This window comes from Paraburkholderia sacchari, from assembly GCF_000785435.2.
GTDB lineage: Bacteria > Pseudomonadota > Gammaproteobacteria > Burkholderiales > Burkholderiaceae > Paraburkholderia > Paraburkholderia sacchari.
This window is the reverse complement of record NZ_JTDB02000008.1, coordinates 24,672-45,459: the sequence shown is the minus strand read 5'-3', so window position 1 is coordinate 45,459 and position 20,788 is coordinate 24,672. Positions and strand designations below refer to the sequence as shown.

Genomic DNA, 20,788 nt, shown 5'->3' with positions numbered 1-20,788 from the left:
GCGGGAACGAATACTTCAGGAATGCTCATGGCTCTCCCTAGCACCCCCCCTTCGCGCTTCGCGAGCGCGCGCAGCCGCGACATCGTCTGCCTCGGCCGGCTCGGCGTGGATCTCTATGCGCAGCAGGTCGGCGCGCGGCTCGAGGATGTTTCCACCTTCGCCAAGTATCTCGGCGGTTCATCGGCGAACATCGCCTTTGGCTGCGCGCGGCTCGGCCTGAACGCGGCCATGCTCACGCGCGTCGGCGACGACCATATGGGCCGCTTCCTCACCGAAACCCTCGCGAAGGAAGGCTGCGACACGAGCCGCGTGCGCATCGACCGCGAGCGGCTCACCGCCCTCGTGCTGCTCGGCTTGAAGGACCGCGACACCTTTCCGCTCATTTTCTATCGGGAGAACTGCGCCGATATGGCTGTCGATGCGGGCGACTTCGACGAAGCCTTCATTGCCTCGTCGAAAGCGCTGCTCATTACCGGCACGCACTTTTCGACCGGGCAGGTGAATCGCGCGAGCCTGACCGCACTCGATTACGCGCGCCGCAACGATGTGCGCACCGTGCTCGACATCGATTATCGCCCGGTGCTCTGGGGCCTGACCGGCAAGGCCGACGGCGAGACGCGCTTTATCGCGAGCGCGGGCGTGAGCGAGCATCTGCAGCGGATCTTGCCGCGCTTCGACCTCGTGATCGGCACTGAGGAGGAGTTTCGCATCGCGGGCGGCAAGGAGACGCTCGCCGACGCGCTCAAGCGCGTGCGCGAGGTCACGGCCGCCACGCTGCTCGTGAAGCGCGGCCCGCTCGGCTGCCAGATCATCGAGGGCGCCGTGCCCGATTCGCTCGATGCCGTGCCGCTGCAACGCGGCGTGGAGGTCGAAGTGCTCAACGTGCTAGGCGCAGGCGATGCGTTCGCCGCAGGGTTTCTTTCGGGCTGGCTGCGCGACGCGCCGCTGGACGACTGCGCGCGCGCGGCCAATGCTTGCGGCGCGCTGGTGGTCTCGCGCCACGGCTGTGCGCCGGCCATGCCCACACCCGCGGAGCTCGACTATTTCCTGCGCGAAGCCGCGGCGGACCCCATTCGCATGCGCCGCCCCGACCGCGATGCCACGCTCGCCCGGCTGCATCGCGTGACGCCCGCGCGCAAGCAGTACGACGAGGTACTGGGCTTCGCATTCGACCATCGCAATCAGTTCTTCGACCTCGCCCAGCAAACCGGCGCCAGCGAGGCGCGCATTTCGCACCTGAAGAATCTGTTCGTCGACGCCGTGGCGCAAACGGAAAGCGCGCTTGGCCTGCAAGGCCGCATAGGCGTCCTGATCGACGACCGCTACGGCCAGGACGCGCTCAACGCAGCAACCGGGCGCGACTGGTGGATCGGCCGCCCAGTCGAGCTGCCGGGCTCGGTGCCGCTGGTGTTCGACCATGGCCGCTCGATCGGCACCACGCTCGCGGCCTGGCCCATCGGGCATACGGTCAAGTGTCTCGTGCAGTTCCATCCCGATGAGCCGGTCGAGCAGCGCCTCGAACAGGAAGCGCAGTTGCGCGCGCTCTACGACGCGGTGCAGGCAAGCGGCCACGAACTGCTGCTCGAAGTGATTCCGCCGAAGCTCGATGGCAAGCCGAATGCGCCCGACACCGTCTATCGCGCGCTCAAGCGGCTCTACAACATCGGCCTTTACCCCGAGTGGTGGAAGCTCGAACCGATGGCTGCGGCGCAGTGGCGCGAGATCGACGCACTGATCGCCGAGCGCGATCCGCATTGCCGCGGCGTGGTGCTGCTGGGCCTCTCGGCGCCCATCGAGCAATTGACGAGCGACTTTCGCGCGGCGGCTGCTTCGCGGACGTGCCGTGGCTTCACGGTGGGCCGCACGATCTTCTATGAGCCGAGCCTCGCCTGGCTCGCGGGTGAAATCGACGATCAGGAATTGATCGCACGCGTGCGCCGTGCGTTCGAGACGCTGATTGCGGCGTGGCGCACGGCGCGCAGCCAGGTGCAAGACAAGACGCAGCGCGATGTTCACGCCACGCATGAGGAGAAAGCAGCATGAATCAGCGCGTCGCTCCCAACGCCGGCACATCGCACACAACGCCTGACGCCCAGCCGAACGCGCCTGCCGCCACGGTGCGCCTCACCGCGGCACAGGCGCTAGTGCGCTTTCTCGCGGCGCAGCGCGTGGCCTGCGATGACGGCTCGGGCCGCACCGAGCCGCTATTCGGCGGCGTGTTCGCCATTTTCGGGCACGGCAACGTGGCGGGCCTCGGCGAGGCGCTCTATCACTATCGCCACGAACTGCCGACGCTGCGCGCGCACAACGAGCAAGCGATGGCGCACAGCGCGATCGCCTACGCGAAGGCGCATTTCCGCCGCCGCATGATGGCCGTCACGACCTCGATCGGCCCCGGCGCCACCAACCTCGTGACGGCCGCCGCGCTCGCGCACGTGAACCGCCTGCCGCTCCTGCTCTTGCCCGGCGACACGTTCGTCTCGCGCGAACCCGACCCGGTGCTTCAGCAAGTCGAAGATCCTCATGACGGCAGCGTCTCCGCCAACGACGCGCTCAAGCCGGTATCGCGCTATTTCGACCGCATCGTGCATCCCGCGCAATTGCTCACCGCCTTGCCGCGTGCGCTGCGCGTGCTCACCGACGCCGCGCTGTGCGGCCCGGTTACGCTCGCGCTGCCGCAGGACGTGCAGGCGATGGCGTGGGACTATCCCGCGAGCTTCTTCACGCCGCGTCTCGTGAGCTTTCACGCGAATGCGCCGGTGCAAAGCGAGATCGACGCGGCGCTCGCGCAACTGCATCGCGCCAAGCGGCCGCTCATTGTCGCGGGCGGCGGCGTGCTCTACTCGCGCGCCGCCGCTCAACTCAAGACGCTCGCCACCGCGCGCGGCATTCCGGTGGCGGAGACGCAGGCGGGCAAAGGCGCGCTCGCCTGGGACGACCCGCTCAACGTGGGTGCGATCGGTGTGACGGGCTCGCCTGCCGCGAACGCGCTCGCGCGCGACGCCGACTGCATTCTCGCGGTGGGCACGCGCCTGCAGGACTTCACGACCGGCTCGAATTCGCTGTTCGCGCATGCACATGTGATCGGCGTGAACGCGAACGGCTTCGACGCACTCAAGCACAACGGGCTGACCGTGGAGGCCGATGCGAAGCTCGCACTCGCAGCGCTCGGCGACGAGCTCCTCAACTGGCGCGCGGACGCGAACTGGACCGCTTACGCGCGGCGCCTCGCCGACGAATGGCGCGCGAGCGTGGAGGCGCTCACGCACGCGCCGCAGGACCGTCACAGCCTGCCCTACGATGCCGATGTGATCGGCGCGGTGCAGCGCTCGTCGAGCCGTTCGTACACCGAAGACATTGTCGTGTGCGCCGCCGGCACCCTGCCCGCCGAACTGCACAAGCTCTGGCGCGCAGGCCAGCCAGGCGCGTACCACGTCGAATACGGCTACTCGTGCATGGGCTACGAGATCGCGGGCGGGCTCGGCGCGAAGCTCGCGCGGCCCGAACGCGAAGTGATCGTCATGGTGGGCGACGGCAGCTATCTGATGATGAACAGCGAGATCGCCACATCGGTGATGCTGGGCGCGAAGCTCATCATTGTCGTGCTCGACAACCGCGGCTACGGCTGCATCAACCGGCTCCAGCAGGCCTGCGGCGGCGCGCCGTTCAACAATTTGTTCGAGGACTGCGCGCAAGGGCCGCTTGGCGCGCCGCGCATCGACTTCGCCTCGCACGCGCGCGCGCTGGGAGCGCAGGCCGAGCACGTCGCCAACATCGCGGAACTCGAAACCGCGCTGCAACGTGCACGCGCGGCTTCACGCACCTACCTCATCAGCATCGACACCGACCCTGCGCGCACGACCGAGGAAGGCGGCTGGTGGTGGGAAGTCGCCGTGCCCGAGGTATCGACGCGCGCCGCCGTGCGCGAGGCGCGCGAGCACTACGACGCGCATCTCGCCGCGCGCAGCCGGCGCGAGCGGCCCGGCGATGCGCAGCCCACGAACCCACCCACGCATGACGAGACGGAACCCACATGAGCGCATTCGACGTACGCATCGGCATCAATCCGCTGTCGTGGATGAACGACGACCTGCCCTCGCTCGGAGGCGAAACACCGCTCTCGGTGGCGCTCACCGAAGGGCGCGAAATCGGCTACGAAGGCTTCGAACTCGGCAACAAGTTTCCGCGCGAACCGCAGGCGCTCAAGGCACTGCTCGCGCAGTACGATCTGTCGCTCGTGTCGGGCTGGTACTCGGGCATGCTGGCGCACCGCAGCGTGGCGGAGGAGATCGAGGCTGTCGGCCCACATCTGGACTTGCTCGCGCAGAACGGCGCCACCGTGATGGTGTATGGCGAAGTCGCCGACTCGATTCAGGGCGCGCCGCGCCCGCTCTATCAGCGCCCGCGCTTTTTCAGCGAAAAACAATGGGACGACTACGCCGCGCGCGTGGACGCGTTCGCGCGTCATACGCTATCGCGCGGCGTGCGGCTCGCGTATCACCATCACATGGGCGCGTATGTGGAAACGCCCGCCGACATCGACAAGCTCATGGCGCGCACGAGCGACGCCGTGGGGCTGCTGTTCGACGCGGGACATATCACGTTCGCGGGGGGCGACCCCGTCGCGGAACTCGACAAGCACATCGCGCGCGTCTGCCACGTGCACTGCAAGGACGTGCGCCCTGCCGTCGTGAAGCTGGCGCGCAACCGCAACTGGAGTTTCCTCGACGCGGTGCTCGCGGGTGCGTTCACGGTGCCCGGCGACGGCGCGGTCGATTTTCCGGCAATCGTCGCGCGCCTGAAGCAGCACGGCTATCGCGGCTGGCTTGTCGTGGAAGCCGAGCAGGATCCGGTGATCGCGCCATCGTACGAATATGCACAAAAGGGTTACCGCACGCTGCGTTCGCTGATCGACTCGCACATTCATTCGGATAACCAGGCAAGTAGCACAAGCAAGGAGGCAGCATGAGCCTGCTGGTCAAGGCCGAGCGCGAAGGCCAGACAATCGCGCGCGTCACGCCCGCCACGGCGGGCTGGCGTTATGTCGGCTTCGCCGCGTACCGGCTCGCGGCCGACGAGTTGGTCTACGTCTATGAGACGGACCGCGAAAGCTGCATCGTCGTGCTTTCGGGCGCCGTGAATATCGAAGCAGACGGCAAGCAGTATTCGAATCTCGGCTCGCGTGACAGCGTGTTCGAAGACGCCGCGCCGTACGCACTCTATGTGCCGCCCGGCGTAAAGGCCACGGTGCGCGCCACGCGCGAGGCCGAACTGGGCGTGGCGAGCGCGCCAGCGCTTGGCACGCTGCCGGTGCGGCTCATCGAGCCCGCGCAAATGAAGCGCTCCACGCGCGGCAAGGGCGCGAATACGCGCTACGTCTGCGATATTCTTCCGCAGACCGAACCGGCCGAATCGCTGCTCGTGGTGGAAGTGCGCACGCCCTCGGGCCATTCGTCGAGCTATCCGCCGCACAAGCACGATGCCGACCGCCTGCCGCAAGAGAGCGCGCTGGAAGAGACCTATTACCACCGGCTCAACCCGCGCCAGGGCTTCGCATTCCAGCGCGTCTACACCGACGCGCGCGACCTCGACGAGACCATGGCTGTAGAGGATCACGACGTCGTGATGGTGCCGCGCGGCTACCATCCCGTGGTCGTGCCCTACGGTTACGATTCGTACTACCTGAACGTCATGGCCGGTCCCAAGCGCGAGTGGCACTTCCACAACGATCCCGCGCACGAGTGGATCATCGAGCGCGACGCAAAGTGAGGCAACGTCACGCGAGCTGAAACGTGTTCACAAGACGTTTGAGCACCTTGGCCTGATCGTCGAGCGATTGCGCCGCCGCCGTGGCCTCTTCCACCAGCGCGGCGTTCTGTTGCGTGCCCGCATCCATTTGCGTCACCGCGCGATTGATCTCCTCGATGCCGGAGCGCTGCTCGCTCGACGCCGCCGAAATCTCGCCGATGATGTCGTTCACGCGCTTCACGGCCGACATGACTTCTTCCATGGTCCGGCCCGCGTCGCTGGCGAGCGTCGAGCCGTTCGCGACGCGCGCGACCGAATCGGTAATCAGGGCCTTGATCTCTCGCGCCGCAGCGGCGCTGCGTTGCGCGAGATTGCGCACCTCGCCGGCGACCACCGAGAAGCCGCGCCCCTCCTCGCCCGCCCGCGCCGCTTCGACCGCGGCATTGAGCGCCAGGATGTTGGTTTGAAACGCAATGCCCTCGATCACGCCGATGATGTCGGCGATGCTCTTCGCGCTCTCGTTGATCTCATTCATCGTGGCCACCACACGGCCGACCACGGCGCCGCCCTTCTGCGCGATCTGCGAAGCATTGCCGGCCAACGCACTCGCTTGCTGCGCGTTTTCGGCGTTCAGGCGCACCGTCGAAGTCAACTGCTCCATGCTGCTCGCGGTGCGTTCGAGCGCAACGGCCTGCGCCTCGGTGCGGTGCGAAAGGTCGAGATTGCCCATTGAAATCTGCCCCGATGCAGCGGCAATCGCCTCCGCGCTCGCAGCAATCTCGGCCACCGTCGCCGAAAGCCCTTTCTGCATGTCGCGCAGCGCGCCCAGCATGCTCGACGCGTCGCGGGCGTGAACCTCGACCGGCTGCGCGAGATCTCCCGAAGCAATGCGCGCGGCAATGGCCTTCGCATGGGCGGGCTCGCCGCCGAGTTGGCGCGCGAGTCGCCGCACGACCCACTCGCTCACGACAAATGCGAGCACGAAAAGACCGGCCGTAGCCGCGGCGATCATCACGAACGACGACTCGTAGATGAACGCCGACGCCGCGATCGTCGCCTTGGCGGCGGCGCCGCGCTGCGCGACAAGCCGATCGACGAGCTTTTCGAGCTTCTCCGTTTCGACAAGCAGCGACACGTCCCGCGTGCCGACCTGCCAGTTCATCTGCGAAAGATCGAGCGGCTGCGCCTTCACGAGCGTAACGAACTCGCGCAATTGCCCGCTCCATGTATGCGCCTCCGCCGCGAACTGCTTTTGCTGGGCAAGCGCGTCACCGCCCGACTGGGTCGAATATTGTTCGAGCACTTTCATCTCTGCCACGAGCGCGGCAAGATTCTTTTCGATGTCGGCGCCCAGTTCGTCGCGCTCCTTGGCCGTGGTCGCAGTGAGCAGCATTTTCTGCGCGCGGCTCGCCCGCAGCACATAAGCACGCGCTTCCTCCGCCGCACGGCTGGCAATGTGACCCTGCTCATAGATCGATGCTGCTGAATCGTTCAGACGACTAATCTGTGCAAGCGAGAATGCGCCGATAGCCAGCGTGCCGGCCAGCACCACCGCAAACGCCACGCGCAACATCGTCTTCACCGAGAGCGTCCTGCCCGCTCGCGCATCTTGCGGCACGGAACTGGCGCGCCGCGCCTCCTGCAATGCAGCTTTCATGTCTTGACGATCTCCTTCTTGTGGTCAGGCTGCACGAGAGATTTCCCCCAGGTCTGCCTCGACCCCGTCTACGGCAGATTCGCCGCAAACTTTAGCTCCGCCGGCGTCGGGCTCGCGAGACTCGCGAGGGTCAATAAGGGAGCGATCATCGATGAGAACCGGCCATTAATGGCCGATTCTCGACAAAATATGTCCGGACCGTTCGGTCGAGACACATTACACTGCGCTTCATAACTCCTATACATGACTTTTTCACGCCATCGCCGCGCCGGGTTCTTCATGGGTGTTTGAACCCCGCTCCCGACGCAGCGCCCGCGTGAAGCCTTTTCGCTTACGACAATATGGAAACCAGTCTCGACAAGCGCGCCGCGCCTGCGTCCGCGCCATCCGCGACGCCCGCCTCCAGCGTGCAGCGCACCGTGTACTCCGTGCTCGGCGCGATCAGCTTTTCGCATCTGCTCAACGACATGATCCAGTCGTTGATCCTGGCCATCTATCCGATGCTCAAGGACAACTTCTCGCTGTCGTTCACGCAGATCGGCCTTATTACGCTCACCTACCAGATCACGGCCTCGATGCTGCAGCCGCTCGTGGGCGTATTCACCGACAAGCGCCCGATGCCGTACTCGCTGCCCGTCGGCATGGGCTTCACGCTGTGCGGCCTGCTGCTGATGTCGGTGGCGCCGAGCTTCCCCGTGCTGCTGGTCGCGGCGGCGCTGGTGGGCTGCGGCTCCTCGGTGTTCCATCCGGAATCGTCGCGCGTCGCGCGCATGGCTTCGGGCGGCCGCCACGGCCTCGCGCAGTCGCTCTTCCAGGTGGGCGGCAATGCCGGCACCTCGCTCGGGCCGCTGCTCGCCGCCGCGATCGTGATTCCGCACGGCCAGCGCAGCATTGCGTGGTTCTCGGTGGCGGCGCTCGTCGCGATCGTCGTGCTCACGCAAATCGGCCGCTGGTACAAGGCTCATCCGGCGATGAAGAAAAAGCGCGCCGAGGTTCCGCATGTCGCGCTCTCGCGTCGTCATGTGGCCGCGGCCATGGGCATTCTCGTGCTGCTGGTGTTTTCGAAGTACTTTTACCTCGCGAGCATCAACAGCTACTTCACGTTCTATCTGATCGACCGCTTCCACCTGCCCGTGCAGGCCGCGCAGATTCATCTGTTCATCTTCCTCGCGGCGGTGGCGGCCGGCACGATCATCGGCGGTCCGGTGGGCGACCGCATCGGCCGCAAGTACGTGATCTGGGGCTCGATTCTGGGCGTGGCGCCGTTCACGCTGCTGCTGCCCTATGCAAACCTGTTCTGGACCAGCGTGCTGACCGTGATCATCGGCGTGGTGCTCGCCTCGGCGTTCTCGGCCATCCTCGTCTATGCGCAGGAGCTGATTCCCGGCAAGGTGGGCATGGTCGCGGGGCTGTTCTTCGGCTTCGCGTTCGGCCTCGGCGGCATTGGCGCGGCGGTGCTCGGCCAGCTCGCCGATGCCACCAGCATCAGCTTCGTCTACAAGGTCTGCTCGTTCCTGCCGCTCATTGGCATCCTCACGGTGTTCCTCCCCGATGTGGAGGGCAAGCGCGCAAGGAAAGCGGCCTGAGCGCCAAAGCGCGTCATGCATGAACGACGGCCGGTTGCGCGCGGGGGCGCCGGCCGTTTTTCATTGCGGCAGCGTCCTGGACGCACTACGCTTCCTGAATCACGCCGCCGCGCGGGAGGTCCGCCATGCAATTGCAATTGTCCACGGTAGAGATCGTCAAGCCCGAAGCCACCAACTTCATCCTCGGGCAATCCCACTTCATCAAATCGGTCGAGGACCTGCACGAAGCGCTCTACGGCGCGGTGCCCGGCATCCAGTTCGGCCTCGCGTTCTGCGAGGCCTCGGGCAAGCGTCTCGTGCGCCGCTCGGGCACCAGCGACGCGCTCATAGAGATGGCCACCGACAACGCGCTGCGTATCGCGGCGGGTCACTGCTTCATCGTCTTTCTCGGCGATGGCTATTTCCCCGTCAACGTGCTCAATGCCGTGAAAGCCGTGCCCGAGGTCTGCCGCATTTTTTGCGCGACCGCCAATCCGGCCGAAGTGCTGGTCGCCGAGACCGACAAGGGGCGCGGCATTATCGGCGTGGTCGATGGCGAGCCGCCGCTTGGCGTCGAAACCGGGGAGGACGTGCGCTGGCGCCTCGACCTGCTGCGCGCGATCGGCTACAAGGCCTGAGCGCCGATGGCCGCGAGCCTGCTCACGGCCAGCACGCTGCGCGACGCGATTGCGCAGCGCACGCGCCACGCGCTGCAATGCGGCGCGCTGCAGCCCATCGATACCACGCTAGCGCACATCGACGATGGCGGCGTGCGCTTCGCCGTTCGCGAGGTGTCCAGTCTCGCGCGCAAGGAGGCGGCGCGGCACGCGGGTGCGCCTTCGCAAGATGCGCTGCAAACGCCGACGCCGACGCCAACGCCGCCACGACGCAACCCCTTTCTGCCCTATGACGAAGATCTGTGCGTGGGCGATCTTTCATCGACGCACGTAGCACTTCTCAACAAATACAACGTACTCGAAGGGCATCTGCTGATCGTCACGCGCCGCTTCGTGCCACAGGAAGCGCTGCTCGATCATGCCGATTTCGCGGCGCTGCTCGTCGCGCTGCGCGGTTACGATGCGCTGTGCTTTTACAACGGCGGCCCGGAAGCCGGCGCGAGCCAGCCGCACAAGCATCTTCAGGCAGTGCCGCTGCCGCTCGATGCTGGAGGTGCATCGATGCCAATCGAGACGCTGCTCGACGCGGCTGCGCCCAATCCCAATGGAAGCCGCGTGCCGGGGCTGCCTTTCGCGCATGCGTTCGCGCGACTCGATCTGGCCGGAAATGCCGCTGGAGAAACCGCGGATCAGGAAGCACAGCGCGCGCTCGATGCCTACCGTGCGTTGTTACGCGTGGCAGGCGTCGGCGCCGTTGAAGTCGATGGCGTTGCGCATCAACGCACGCCCTATAACCTGCTCGTCACGCGCCGCTGGATGCTGATCGTGCCGCGTGCGACGGAGCGCGTCGAGGGCATCTCCGTGAACGCGCTCGGCTTCGCGGGTTCGCTGTTCGTGCGCGATGCGGCGCAACGCGAAACGCTCGCGCGCATCGGGCCAATGACGGCGCTCGCGAGCGTCGCGAAACCGGATGCGCCGCCGGCGTCAGCCCACACCTAGCCAGTCGCGCACGATGTCTTCGCGCTGCGCGAGCGTCTGCGGCGTGCCCTCGAACACGATGCGCCCATGCCCCATCACCGCGACGCGGTCCGCCAGCCCGGGTGCGAGTTCGAGTCGCTGCTCGATGAGCAGCACCGCGATGCCGCGTTCGCGCAGCGCGCGCAGGCACGCGCCCACGCGCGCGGCCATCTGCGCGGAAAGCCCTTCGGCAGGCTCGTCGACGATCAGCAGATCGGGGCCGCCCACGAGCGCGCGGGCCAGCGCGAGCATCTGCTGCTCGCCGCCCGAGAGCACGCCCGCGCGCGCGCCGCGGCGCTCGCGCAGGATCGGAAACAGCGCGCGAGCGTCGTCGATGGTGAAGCGCGGCGCGCCACGCTTCGCGAGACCGAGGCTCAGGTTCTCGTCGACGGTCAGGGTCGGGAACACGTCGCGCTGTTCGGCGACATAGCCCAGGCCCAGCCGCGCAATCTCGAAGGTGCGCAGCGGCGCGAGATCCACGCCCGCGAAACGGCGCACGCCTTCGGCTTCGACCATCGACATCAACGCCTTCGCGAGCGTCGAGCGCCCCGAACCGTTGCGGCCCGCGAGCGCGACGATCTCCCCCGCGCCGATGCCCAGATCGACGCCATGCAGCACCTGGCTCGCGCCGTACCATGCGCGCAGATTCCCGACTTCGAGCAGCGCGTTCACGGCGAGCGCCTCGTGTGTCCGGGGGCATTGAAGCGGGCATCGAAATGCGCGCCCAGATATGCGTTGCGCACGGCGGCATCGGTGCGAACGGCCTCCGGTGTTCCCGTCGCGATCACGCGCCCCTGCACCAGCACCGAAACGCGGTCGGCGAGGCCGAACACGGCATCCATGTCGTGTTCGATCAGCAACACGGTCTTGCCCGCCGTGGTCGCGCGAATCAGATCGACGGCGCGTGCGGCTTCGGCGCGATTCATGCCGGCGGTGGGCTCGTCGAGCAGCAGCGTGTGTGCGCCGCCAGCGAGCGCGAGGCCAAGATCGAGCGCGCGTTGTTCGGCGTAGCTCAACGCTGCGGCCTCGCGTTGCGCGGCGTGCGCAAGGCCGAGGGCATCGAGCAGTTCGGCCACGCGAGCATCGGCGCGCGCCGAGCCGAGCCAGCGCGCCGCGAGCCCCGCGCCGCCGCGCAGCGACGCCAGCACCGCGCAGCGCAAGTTCTCGCGCACCGGCAGGCGCGCGAACACGCTCGTGGTCTGGAAGCTGCGCGCAAGGCCGCGCCGGGCGAGCACGGCGCTCGTCAGACGCGTGACGTCTTCGCCGTGCAACACGATGCGTCCCGCGCTCGCGCGCTGCTCGCCCGCGATCAGGCTGAACAGCGTGGACTTGCCCGCGCCATTGGGACCGATCAGCGCGTGGCGCTCGCCCCGGCGCACGTCGAGATCGACACCGCGCAGCACGGTCGTCGCACCAAAGCGTTTCTCTACGCCGATGAGTTGCAGCGCGGGCGTCATGCCGCCTCCTTGCGCCGGTCGCGCATGTCGAGCCGCTCGTGTCGATCGAGCGCGCGCACGGCGTGCCGCGCGCGGCGCGCCGTCCAGAACGCCACGGCCATCAACGCGCCGATCGCCATGGCGAGCCCCCACGCCGCACGCGTCGGCAGCGTGGCGAACCACGCGCCGGCAGCGTCGTCGCCGAAGCGCAGCGCGTAGGCCCATTGCACCGCCAGCACGAGCGCCAGCGCGCCGCACGCAGCCGCGAGCACCGCCATCGCCCAGTACGCGCCGCAACGCCGCCAGCCGTGCCGTGCGAGCGCCGCGCGCTGACGCGCCGCGAGACCCGCGAGCCCGTCGGGCGCCGCCAGCACCACGACGATGAAAAAGAGCCCCACGTACAGCATCCAGGCCCGCGACACGCTCGCCATGCCCACGCTGAACGCGACCCACACCAGCGCGCCGAGCACCGGCCCGAAGAATGACGCAGTCCCGCCCGTCACGGTCGCGATCAACACGGCGGCAGAGCGCATCATGCCGACGCTTTCGGCGGCGGCCAGCTCCACATTGATGAGCGTGAGCGTGCCCGCCACGCCGGCGAAACCCGCCGCGAGCACGATCATCACGGCCCGCACGCGCGCCGGCGACACGCCGAGCGACGCGGCGCGCACCGGGTTGTCGCGCACCGCATTGGCGAGGCGCACGAACGGCGCACGCGACAGTGCGCGAATCGCGACGCTCGCAACCAGACACCAGGCGGCAATTACCCAGTAAGCCTGACGATCCGGCCCGAAGGTCCAGGTTGCCGCGGTTGTCATAGTCGACATCGCTGGCCCGCTGGCCCGGTCGATGGCGACGCCCGCCTCGCCGCCGAACCAGTCGGGCAGCGCCCACGCGGCAGCGGCAACTAGCTCGCCCAGCCCGAGCGTGATCATGGCGAACGCGGTGCCAGCGCGGCGCGCGGCGACGAGCGCCATAGCTGCGCCGACCGCCGCACCCACCACACCGCCCACCAGCGGCAATGCTGGCAACGCAATCGCGTAGTGATTGAAGACATGTGCCGCCGCAAGCGCCCCGAGCCCCGCGGGCGCGGCGTGGCCGAACGACAGCAGCCCGGTCTCGCCGAGCAGGAGGTTGTACGAGAGTGCGAAGACGATCATCGTCGCCGCTTGGGCGAGGCACGCGAGCAGCCAACCCTGCGGCACGCCAGCGGGCGAAAGCCATGCGGAAGCGAGCGGCGGCAAACCAAGCAGCGCCACGAGCGCAAGCCAGGGCGCCAAGTGGACCCAGCGCGCCGTCTGCTGGCGCGCCGTGTTCAACCGTGTGCGGGATTTATCGGTTTTCATGGCGCCTCACGCGTCCCCGCCGCGTTGGCCGCGTTGGCCGCGTTGGCCGAACAAGCCTTGTGGACGCACCGCGAGCATCGCGACCAGCAGCAGATACGGCAGCAGCGGCGCAATCTGCGCCAGCGTGAGCGCACGCCACGCGGGTGCGAGCGTCACGCCCAGGTGCGCGGCCACGCCGCCCAGCGATACGTCGCTCGACACTGCGAAGGTCTGCAGCAGGCCCACCGCGAGCGCTGCGACGAACGCGCCGGAGAGCGACCCGAGGCCCCCCGTGACGACCACCACGAACACGATCGAGCCCATCGATTCGGCCATCGCCGGCTCGACCACGAAGAGCGGCGCGGCAACCACGCCCGCCAGCGCGGCGAGCGCCGTGCCCAGCGCGAACACCATCGTCTGCACGCGCGGCACATTGTGGCCGAGTGCTTCCACCGCCTCGCTATGCGTAAGCGCCGCGCGCACCACGAGGCCCGTGCGCGAGACGCGCAGCGCCGCATGGATCGCGCCGAGCATCGCCACGGCCACGAGCATCGCGAACGCCCGATAGCGCGAGAACGCCGCGCCGCCGAACCTGAAGAGCACGCCGTCGAGCCACGCGGGCACGCTCGCCGCGAGCGGCTGCAAGCCCCAGACGAGCTTGACCAGTTCGCCGATAGCCAGGGAAGCGCCAAAGGTCAGCAACAGCGCATTGAGCGGATCGGCCGTCGTGCGCGCGGCGCCCGTCATGCCGGTGTTGGCCGGGTGCGCGCGGCGCAGCAGCGTGCGCTCGAACGCAGCGCCCGCAAGGCCGGTGGCGAGCGGTGCGAGCACGAGCGCCCAGCCGAAGCCCAGCGTCGCGCCGAACGTGACGCCCAGATACGCGCCGAGCATGTAGAAGCTCGCATGCGCGAAGTTGAGCACGCCGAGCATGCTGAAGATCAGCGTGAGCCCGGCGGACAACATGAACAGCAGCAGGCCGTAGCTTGCGCCGTTGAGCATGTCGATCACGAAAGCCTGCACGGAGGGCGCCTTGGGCGGTGTTGTTGTATCGAGTGAACGCGCGCGTTCAGGCCGGCGGCGCGCCTGCGCCCTCGGCCACCAGCGGCGCGAGCGCGGCGTGCAAGGCGTCCGGCAGCGCGCGCACGGGACGACGCGTAGCGCGATCGACGTAGACGTGCACGAAATGTCCCTGCGCCGCAGGCGTGGACTCGCCTTCGCGAAAGAGCCCGACTTCATAGCGCACGCTCGACGAACCGAGCCGCGCCACGCGCAGCCCCGCCTCCACGCGCTCGGGAAACACGAGTGGCGCGAAGTAGTTGCACTGCGTTTCGACCACCAGCCCGATGGTCGCGCCATGCTCGATATCGAGCGCCTGTGCGCGGATCAAATACTCGTTCACGACCGTGTCGAAGAAGCTGTAGTAGACGACGTTGTTGACGTGGCCGTAGACGTCGTTGTCCATCCAGCGCGTGGTGATGGACAGAAAATGGCGATAGCCGGAACGCGCGATGGCGACGGGTCGGTTCATCGGAGGAGTCGATTCATCGAACAGGTGAGGTTCATCAAAGCCAGGGTTCGGGTAGCGTACCGGTGCGCGCTCACTGTCCGGGCCGCTCGACGAATTCGAACGGCAGACCGCGCCGGCGCATCCAGTCGCCGAGCGCCGGGCCCGTGCCCGCCCGCCATGGCCGCAGCTTCGCGGGCTCCACGAGCTGGTATTCGAGCAGCTCGGGCGAAAGCGCGATGGTGCCCGCCGCCTTCACGTGATACGCGATGATGAGCTCGTTCTTGCGGACGAATTCGTAGACGCCCACGAGTTCGACGCTTTGCGCACGCAACGCGGTCTCTTCGAACACCTCGCGCACGATGCCCTCTTCCGGCGTTTCGCCGTTTTCGAGGAAGCCGGTGATGAGCGCGAACATGCCTTCGGGCCAGGCCGCGTTGCGCGCGAGCAAAATACGCCCCTCGTACTCGACGATGGCGGCCACGACAGGCAGCGGGTTGTTCCAGTGGACATAGCCACAGGCGAGGTCGGGACACGTGAGACGCACGCGGCCGCCTTCATGCTCGGGATCGGCGCGTTCGGTGAGACGCGACGCGCAACGTGGGCAAAACTGATATTCGCTCATGAATCGGTAGGGATCGCAGGGTGCGCGGCGGCCGTTGCGCAAGTCATTCCGCAACGGCGTGCAATGGCAAAAAACAGCACGAAACGGCTATTTTAGTGCGCCATCGCGGACGGCGTGCAGCGCCGACTCCTGGCTCCGGCATCCCGGTAAGGGACAGCCCCGTCCATCCCTCACTCAACCACGCGCGCGCACGGCACGCCACACGAGCCCCGCTGCCCCCGCAAGCAAGGCCAGCGCCGCGAGCCCGAGCGAAGGCGAGAACGAGCCCGTCGAAGCCGCCAGCGGCGCGGCCACGAGCGGCCCTGCGATCTGGCCGATCCCGTAAGCTCCGGTCGCGTAGCCCATGAGCGCGGCGGCGTGCTCGCCACGCAGCAGGCGCGCCTCGCGCATGGCGAACAACGTGATCGCGGTGAACGGCAGGCCGATCAGCACGCTGCCGAGCGAGAAGCCCACGGCGTTCGGCCAGACGATGCCGAGCGCGATGCCCAGCGCCTGCAGCACATAGCACGCGGCGAGGATCAACCGATTGTCCCAGTGCAGCGGCACGCGCGCCGCCGAAAGCGCGCCCACGATCAGCGCGACGCCGAACATCGGCCAGAACAGATCGGGCCACACGGAGCCCGGCAACGCGTGGCGCGCGATCACCGGCAGGAAGGTTGCCGTGATGATGTAGCCGAAGCCCGGCACGCCGTAGAGGAGCACGAGCCAGAAGGCGTCGGCGCGCGACCCATCGGCGGCGGTCGCCGGCGTGGCGGTTCGGGCGTGGGGCGCGGCCGCCGCAACGGACGGTTCAACAGTCGAATCGCTTGCACCGTCGCCGAACACCGGCCACACGAGCACCGTGATCAGCGCGCAGATCAGCCCGAAGCCGATCCAGCCCGCCTGCGCGCCCAGGCCGCCCGCCGCGCTCACCATCACCCCCGTCGCGACGATACCGACGCCCGGCCCCGTGAAGATCACCCCGCCCCACGCGTTCGCATCGAGCTGCGCGAGGCGCCGCAGGCCCCACTGCGATGCGTACACGAAGGTCGCCGCGCTCACCGCGCCCGCCACGAAGCGCACGACGGCCCAGATCCAGAACGAATGCGTCAGGCCCATCGCCACGATCAGGAGCGCCGTTGCCGCCAGTCCGGCGCGCACGATGCGCGCGGGCGCGAAGCGCAGCGCCACGCACCCCACCGCGCCGACAAAATAGCCCGCGTAGTTGAGCGACGCCAGCCAGCCGCCATGGCGCAAATCGAACGCGCCGCCATGCAGCATCAGCGGCAGCAGCGGCGTGAACGCGAAGCGCCCGACGCCTAGCGCGACCGCCAGCACCGCCATGCAGGCAAGCGCGGCGCGCCTCGCGGCATGCGGACTGTGGGCCGGATGGGTGGGCAGCACGCGAGAGACGTCGGCGCGGGAAGCAATGTCGTTCATGATCGGAGGCGGCTGGAAGGGGCTGCGATGTGAGCATGGTAGCCGCCACGAATGTTCACGAAAAATGAATTATGATGAACAGAATCATCCCAAGGAGAGAATCATGGATCTCGCCGCGCTCGCGATCTTTCGCGCCGTCGTCCGCGAAAACGGCGTGACGCGGGCCGCAGCCAAGCTCAACCGGGTGCAGTCGAACGTCACCACGCGCATCAAGCAGCTCGAAGACCAGCTCGGCACGCCGCTCTTCACGCGCGACGGCCGCCGCCTCGTGCTCACGCCCGCGGGCGAGACGCTGCTGCCCTACGCCGAGCGCCTGCTCGCTCTCGCCGACGAGGCGCGCCACGCCGTCAAGGCCGGCACACCGAGCGGGCGCCTGCGCCTCGGCACCATGGAAAGCATGGCGGCCACCCGTCTGCCCGGCATCCTCGCGCGCTACCACCAGAACTGGCCCGAAGTCACGCTCGAACTGGAGACCGGCACCACGGGCCATCTGATCGAGCGTCTGCGCGAATTCGAGGTGGACGCCGCGCTGATCGCGATGCCGCTCGCCGGACCGCCCGACGCCGAAACCTTCGACTACGTGAGCGTGTACCGCGAGGAACTGGTGATGATCACGCCGCGCGGCCACCGGCCGATCCGCCAGCCCGGCGACGTCGCGCTCTCGACGCTAGTGGCGTTCGAGCGCGGCTGCGCCTACCGCGACTATGTGGAGGCGTGGTATCTGGAGCACGGCATCCGGCCCACGCGCGTGCTGGAGCTTGGCTCGTATCACGCGATCGTCGCGTGCGTGGCGGCGGGCGCCGGCGTGGCCGTTGCGCCTCGCGCCGTGCTCGAACTGCAGCGCAACGCCGACGAGGTGGCGATTCACTCGTTCGGCAAGCTCGGCCAGGTCGACACGCTGCTCGCGTGGCGGCGCGGGCACTTTTCGCCCGCGCTGGACGTCTTGAAAACGGCACTGCTCGAGCATGCGCAAAGCGAAGCGCGCGCTCGCGGCGAGACGGCCAAGGCGATGCGTTTGCCGACGAGCGCCTGAGCGCAGCCGAAAGCGCCCCAACCCGCCTGCGGCGCGCACCCAAACAAAAAGGGCTGCCCTCACGGACAGCCCTCTTGCATTGATCGCATCAATCGCTGCGGCTTCCCAGCCGCACTGGCACCTTACAGCTTCGCTTCGACCCAGCCCTTCACGCCCGCGAGCGCGGCCGGCAGGTTAGCCGGCTCGGTGCCGCCCGCCTGCGCCATATCCGGACGGCCACCGCCCTTGCCGCCGACCTGCTGGGCCACGAAGTTCACGAGTTCGCCGGCCTTGACCTTCTTGCTGGCCTCGGCGGTCACGCCCGCGATCAGGCTGACCTTGCCGCCGTCGACTGCCGCCAGCACGATTGCCGCGCTCTTGAGCTTGTCCTTGAGCTTGTCCACCGTCTCGCGCAGCGTCTTCGAGTCCGCGCCTTCGAGCGTGGCGGCCAGCACGTGCACGCCGTTCACCTCGATGGCCTGGCCCGCGAGCTCGTCGCCCTGGCTCGACGCCAGCTTCGACTTGAGCGCGCCCAGCTCCTTCTCGAGCGACTTCACCTGATCCTGCACCTGCGCGATGCGCTGCGTGAGTTCCGAAGGCTGCGCCTTCAGAGCCGCCGCCGCCGCGTTCACGCGTGCGTCGAGTTCCTGCACGAAACGCACGGCGTTGTCGCCCGTGATCGCTTCCACGCGGCGGATACCAGCGGCCACGCCGCCTTCCATCACGATCTTGAAGAGGCCGATGTCGCCGCTACGGCTCACGTGCGTGCCGCCGCACAGCTCGCGCGAGAAGCCGAGGTCGAGCACACGTACTTCGTCGCCGTACTTCTCGCCGAACAGCGCCATCGCGCCGCCCTTCACGGCTTCGTCGTAAGGCAGCACGCGCACGATGCCAGGCGCGTTCGCGAGCACTTCCGCATTGACGATTTCTTCGACGCGGCGAATCTGCTCGTCGGTCATCGGCGCGTTGTGCGCGAAGTCGAAGCGGGTTTTATCGGCGTCGACGAGCGAGCCCTTCTGCTGCACATGCTGGCCCAGCACTTCGCGCAACGCCTTGTGCATCAGGTGCGTGGCCGAGTGGTTGCGCGCCGTGCGGGCGCGGCGGATGGCGTCGATTTCCGCCTTCACGACGTCGCCCACCTTCAGGGTGCCCTGCTCGAGCGTGCCGTGGTGACCGCTCACGTCGGCCTGGACCTTGAGCGTGTCGGTCACCGCGAAGCGCACGCTCGCGTTGGAAATCACGCCCTGGTCGCCCACCTGGCCGCCCGATTCCGCGTAGAACGGCGTATGGTCGAGCACCACCACGGCGTCCTGGCCGGTCTTGACTTCGTTGACCGAGGCGCCATCGACGTAGAGCGCGACGATCTTCGCGTCGTCGAAGACGATTTCCTCGTAGCCGTGGAACGTGGTCTTCGCGCCCGAGTATTCGAGGCCCTGCGCCATCCTGAACTTGCCCGCCGCGCGCGCCTGGTCGCGCTGACGCGCCATGGCGTCGTCGAAGGCCGGTTCGTCGACCGTGACGTTGCGCTCGCGGCAGACGTCCGCCGTCAAATCGAGCGGGAAGCCGTAGGTGTCGTGCAGCTTGAACGCGAGTTCGCCGTCGAGCGTCTTGCCGCCCTTGGCTTCGAGGTCGGCCAGCGCCGCTTCGAGAATCGACATGCCGTGCTCGATGGTCTCGAAGAAGCGCTCTTCTTCCTGACGCAGCACATCGGTCACGCGCTGCTGCGCTTCCGTCAGTTCCGGATAAGCCGCGCCCATTTCCGCGACGAGATCGGCCACGAGCTTGTGGAAGAAGCCGGTCTTGCGGCCGAGCTTGTAGCCGTGGCGGATCGCGCGGCGCACGATGCGGCGCAGCACGTAGCCGCGGCCTTCGTTGCCCGGAATCACGCCGTCGACGATCAGGAACGAACACGCGCGGATGTGATCGGCGATCACCTTCAGCGAGTTGTTCGTGAGGTCCGCGGTGCCGGTTTCGCGGCCAGCGGCCTTGATCAGGTTCTGGAACAGGTCGATTTCATAGTTGCTGTGCACGTGCTGCAGCACGGCGGCGAGTCGTTCCAGACCCATGCCCGTGTCGACGCACTGCTTGGGCAGCGGCGTCATGTTGCCCTGGGCGTCGCGGTTGAACTGCATGAACACGAGATTCCAGATCTCGATGAAGCGGTCGCCGTCTTCCTCAGGAGACCCCGGGGGGCCGCCCCAGACTTCCGGGCCGTGATCGTAGAACACTTCCGAGCACGGGCCGCAGGGGCCGGTGTCGGCCATCTGCCAGAAGTTGTCGGAGGCGTAGCGCGCGCCTTTGTTGTCGCCGATGCGGATGATGCGCTCCGCCGGCACGCCCACTTCCTTCGCCCAGATGTCGAAGGCTTCGTCGTCTTCCTTGTAGACGGTGACCGTGAGTTTTTCCGCCGGCAGGCCGTACACCTTGGTCAGCAGTTCCCAGCAGTAGTGGATTGCATCGCGCTTGAAGTAGTCGCCGAACGAGAAGTTGCCGAGCATCTCGAAGAACGTATGGTGGCGCGCGGTGTAACCCACGTTTTCGAGGTCGTTGTGCTTGCCGCCCGCGCGCACGCTGCGCTGCGCCGTCGTGGCGCGCGAGTACGGACGCGATTCGGTGCCGAGGAACACGTCCTTGAACTGCACCATGCCCGAGTTGGTGAACAGCAACGTGGGGTCGTTGCCCGGCACGAGGCTCGACGAGCGCACGATCGTGTGGCCCTTCGACTCGAAGAACTTGAGGAATTTCTCGCGGATTTCGGCGGCTTTCATGGCGTGCTGTATTTACCTTCGGGCGTTCAGTGCTGAATCTTGTGAGGTCGTCGAAGCCCGCGCATGGGCCTGGAAGGCTCCCGGATGCGCGCGGA

Annotated in this window: 17 protein-coding genes; 8 read left to right on the top strand and 9 right to left on the bottom strand. The window is 67.6% G+C overall.

The annotated features are described in order from the left end of the window. Nucleotides 1–27: 27 nt before the first annotated feature. The 4 genes from NH14_RS24385 to iolB are packed head-to-tail and all read left to right on the top strand — an operon-like array spanning nucleotide 28 to nucleotide 5,769. Nucleotides 28–2,043, top strand: coding sequence for a bifunctional 5-dehydro-2-deoxygluconokinase/5-dehydro-2-deoxyphosphogluconate aldolase (locus NH14_RS24385; protein ID WP_035533682.1), 2,016 nt, complete (start codon nucleotides 28–30; stop codon nucleotides 2,041–2,043). Then, nucleotides 2,040–4,037, top strand: a complete 1,998-nt coding sequence (gene iolD / locus NH14_RS24380; RefSeq protein WP_035533625.1) for a 3D-(3,5/4)-trihydroxycyclohexane-1,2-dione acylhydrolase (decyclizing) — start codon at nucleotides 2,040–2,042, stop codon at nucleotides 4,035–4,037. The genes NH14_RS24385 and iolD overlap by 4 nt, the downstream gene beginning before the upstream one ends. Next, complete coding sequence (gene iolE, locus NH14_RS24375; protein WP_035533624.1) at nucleotides 4,034–4,969, top strand: myo-inosose-2 dehydratase; 936 nt, start codon at nucleotides 4,034–4,036, stop codon at nucleotides 4,967–4,969. The genes iolD and iolE overlap by 4 nt, the downstream gene beginning before the upstream one ends. Then, entirely contained in the window at nucleotides 4,966–5,769 is an 804-nt protein-coding gene (iolB, locus tag NH14_RS24370) for a 5-deoxy-glucuronate isomerase (RefSeq protein ID WP_035533623.1), read from the top strand. The genes iolE and iolB overlap by 4 nt, the downstream gene beginning before the upstream one ends. Before the next feature lie 7 nt (nucleotides 5,770–5,776). Here iolB and NH14_RS24365 read toward each other — a convergent pair whose 3' ends face one another. Continuing rightward, complete coding sequence (locus NH14_RS24365) at nucleotides 5,777–7,321, bottom strand: methyl-accepting chemotaxis protein (protein ID WP_237179757.1); 1,545 nt, start codon at nucleotides 7,319–7,321, stop codon at nucleotides 5,777–5,779. Between the two features lie 425 nt (nucleotides 7,322–7,746). Here NH14_RS24365 and NH14_RS24360 point away from each other — a divergent pair, with 425 nt between their 5' ends. The 3 genes from NH14_RS24360 (at nucleotide 7,747) to NH14_RS24350 (ending at nucleotide 10,586) form a co-directional block, all read left to right on the top strand. Continuing rightward, nucleotides 7,747–8,991 carry an MFS transporter gene (locus NH14_RS24360; RefSeq protein WP_035533621.1) on the top strand — a complete coding sequence of 415 codons (1,245 nt, stop codon included), beginning with the start codon at nucleotides 7,747–7,749 and terminating at the stop codon, nucleotides 8,989–8,991. A gap of 125 nt (nucleotides 8,992–9,116) precedes the next feature. Beyond that, complete coding sequence (locus tag NH14_RS24355; RefSeq protein WP_152617306.1) at nucleotides 9,117–9,608, top strand: adenosine-specific kinase; 492 nt, start codon at nucleotides 9,117–9,119, stop codon at nucleotides 9,606–9,608. Between the two features lie 6 nt (nucleotides 9,609–9,614). Beyond that, nucleotides 9,615–10,586 (top strand): ATP adenylyltransferase family protein, encoded by a 972-nt coding sequence (locus NH14_RS24350; RefSeq protein WP_035533619.1) that lies wholly within the window; start codon nucleotides 9,615–9,617, stop codon nucleotides 10,584–10,586. On the opposite strand, the gene NH14_RS24345 is transcribed toward NH14_RS24350, so the two are convergent. From NH14_RS24345 to NH14_RS24315, 7 genes are all read right to left on the bottom strand, one after another. Further along, on the bottom strand, nucleotides 10,572–11,276 hold the full coding sequence (locus NH14_RS24345; RefSeq protein ID WP_035533617.1) for an ABC transporter ATP-binding protein: 705 nt from the start codon (nucleotides 11,274–11,276) through the stop codon (nucleotides 10,572–10,574). The genes NH14_RS24350 and NH14_RS24345 overlap by 15 nt on opposite strands. Continuing rightward, nucleotides 11,273–12,061: an ABC transporter ATP-binding protein gene (locus NH14_RS24340; protein WP_035533615.1), complete on the bottom strand. Its 789-nt coding sequence runs from the start codon at nucleotides 12,059–12,061 to the stop codon at nucleotides 11,273–11,275. The genes NH14_RS24345 and NH14_RS24340 overlap by 4 nt, the downstream gene beginning before the upstream one ends. After that, complete coding sequence (locus NH14_RS24335; protein ID WP_084225934.1) at nucleotides 12,058–13,386, bottom strand: branched-chain amino acid ABC transporter permease; 1,329 nt, start codon at nucleotides 13,384–13,386, stop codon at nucleotides 12,058–12,060. Before NH14_RS24335 ends, NH14_RS24340 begins: the two co-directional genes overlap by 4 nt. 6 nt (nucleotides 13,387–13,392) lie before the next feature. Beyond that, the gene (locus NH14_RS24330; protein ID WP_035533614.1) at nucleotides 13,393–14,385 is read right to left on the bottom strand and encodes a branched-chain amino acid ABC transporter permease; all 993 of its coding nucleotides are present in this window, start codon (nucleotides 14,383–14,385) and stop codon (nucleotides 13,393–13,395) included. Nucleotides 14,386–14,431: 46 nt separating this feature from the next. Continuing rightward, nucleotides 14,432–14,893, bottom strand: a complete 462-nt coding sequence (locus tag NH14_RS24325; RefSeq protein WP_035533612.1) for an acyl-CoA thioesterase — start codon at nucleotides 14,891–14,893, stop codon at nucleotides 14,432–14,434. Nucleotides 14,894–14,963: 70 nt separating this feature from the next. Further along, nucleotides 14,964–15,494, bottom strand: coding sequence for an NUDIX domain-containing protein (locus NH14_RS24320; RefSeq protein WP_035533676.1), 531 nt, complete (start codon nucleotides 15,492–15,494; stop codon nucleotides 14,964–14,966). Nucleotides 15,495–15,668: 174 nt separating this feature from the next. Beyond that, a complete protein-coding gene (locus NH14_RS24315; protein WP_035533609.1) occupies nucleotides 15,669–16,913 on the bottom strand; it encodes a YbfB/YjiJ family MFS transporter in 1,245 nt (414 codons plus the stop codon). Between the two features lie 103 nt (nucleotides 16,914–17,016). On the opposite strand from NH14_RS24315, the gene NH14_RS24310 reads away from it, so the two are divergent. Beyond that, complete coding sequence (locus NH14_RS24310; protein WP_084225933.1) at nucleotides 17,017–17,946, top strand: LysR substrate-binding domain-containing protein; 930 nt, start codon at nucleotides 17,017–17,019, stop codon at nucleotides 17,944–17,946. Between the two features lie 122 nt (nucleotides 17,947–18,068). Here NH14_RS24310 and alaS read toward each other — a convergent pair whose 3' ends face one another. Next, nucleotides 18,069–20,693 carry an alanine--tRNA ligase gene (gene alaS, locus NH14_RS24305; protein ID WP_035533608.1) on the bottom strand — a complete coding sequence of 875 codons (2,625 nt, stop codon included), beginning with the start codon at nucleotides 20,691–20,693 and terminating at the stop codon, nucleotides 18,069–18,071. Nucleotides 20,694–20,788 lie beyond the last annotated feature (95 nt).

Excerpts from the sequence above, each read along its gene's own strand:
- NH14_RS24385 (WP_035533682.1), top strand. The coding sequence starts at position 28 with ATGGCTCTCCCTAGCACCCCCCCTTCGCGCTTCGCGAGCGCGCGCAGC.
- iolD (WP_035533625.1), top strand. The coding sequence starts at position 2,040 with ATGAATCAGCGCGTCGCTCCCAACGCCGGCACATCGCACACAACGCCT.
- iolE (WP_035533624.1), top strand. The coding sequence starts at position 4,034 with ATGAGCGCATTCGACGTACGCATCGGCATCAATCCGCTGTCGTGGATG.
- iolB (WP_035533623.1), top strand. The coding sequence starts at position 4,966 with ATGAGCCTGCTGGTCAAGGCCGAGCGCGAAGGCCAGACAATCGCGCGC.
- NH14_RS24365 (WP_237179757.1), bottom strand. The coding sequence starts at position 7,321 with ATGTTGCGCGTGGCGTTTGCGGTGGTGCTGGCCGGCACGCTGGCTATC.
- NH14_RS24360 (WP_035533621.1), top strand. The coding sequence starts at position 7,747 with ATGGAAACCAGTCTCGACAAGCGCGCCGCGCCTGCGTCCGCGCCATCC.
- NH14_RS24355 (WP_152617306.1), top strand. The coding sequence starts at position 9,117 with ATGCAATTGCAATTGTCCACGGTAGAGATCGTCAAGCCCGAAGCCACC.
- NH14_RS24350 (WP_035533619.1), top strand. The coding sequence starts at position 9,615 with ATGGCCGCGAGCCTGCTCACGGCCAGCACGCTGCGCGACGCGATTGCG.
- NH14_RS24340 (WP_035533615.1), bottom strand. The coding sequence starts at position 12,061 with ATGACGCCCGCGCTGCAACTCATCGGCGTAGAGAAACGCTTTGGTGCG.
- NH14_RS24335 (WP_084225934.1), bottom strand. The coding sequence starts at position 13,386 with ATGAAAACCGATAAATCCCGCACACGGTTGAACACGGCGCGCCAGCAG.
- NH14_RS24325 (WP_035533612.1), bottom strand. The coding sequence starts at position 14,893 with ATGAACCGACCCGTCGCCATCGCGCGTTCCGGCTATCGCCATTTTCTG.
- NH14_RS24320 (WP_035533676.1), bottom strand. The coding sequence starts at position 15,494 with ATGAGCGAATATCAGTTTTGCCCACGTTGCGCGTCGCGTCTCACCGAA.
- NH14_RS24315 (WP_035533609.1), bottom strand. The coding sequence starts at position 16,913 with ATGAACGACATTGCTTCCCGCGCCGACGTCTCTCGCGTGCTGCCCACC.
- NH14_RS24310 (WP_084225933.1), top strand. The coding sequence starts at position 17,017 with ATGGATCTCGCCGCGCTCGCGATCTTTCGCGCCGTCGTCCGCGAAAAC.
- alaS (WP_035533608.1), bottom strand. The coding sequence starts at position 20,693 with ATGAAAGCCGCCGAAATCCGCGAGAAATTCCTCAAGTTCTTCGAGTCG.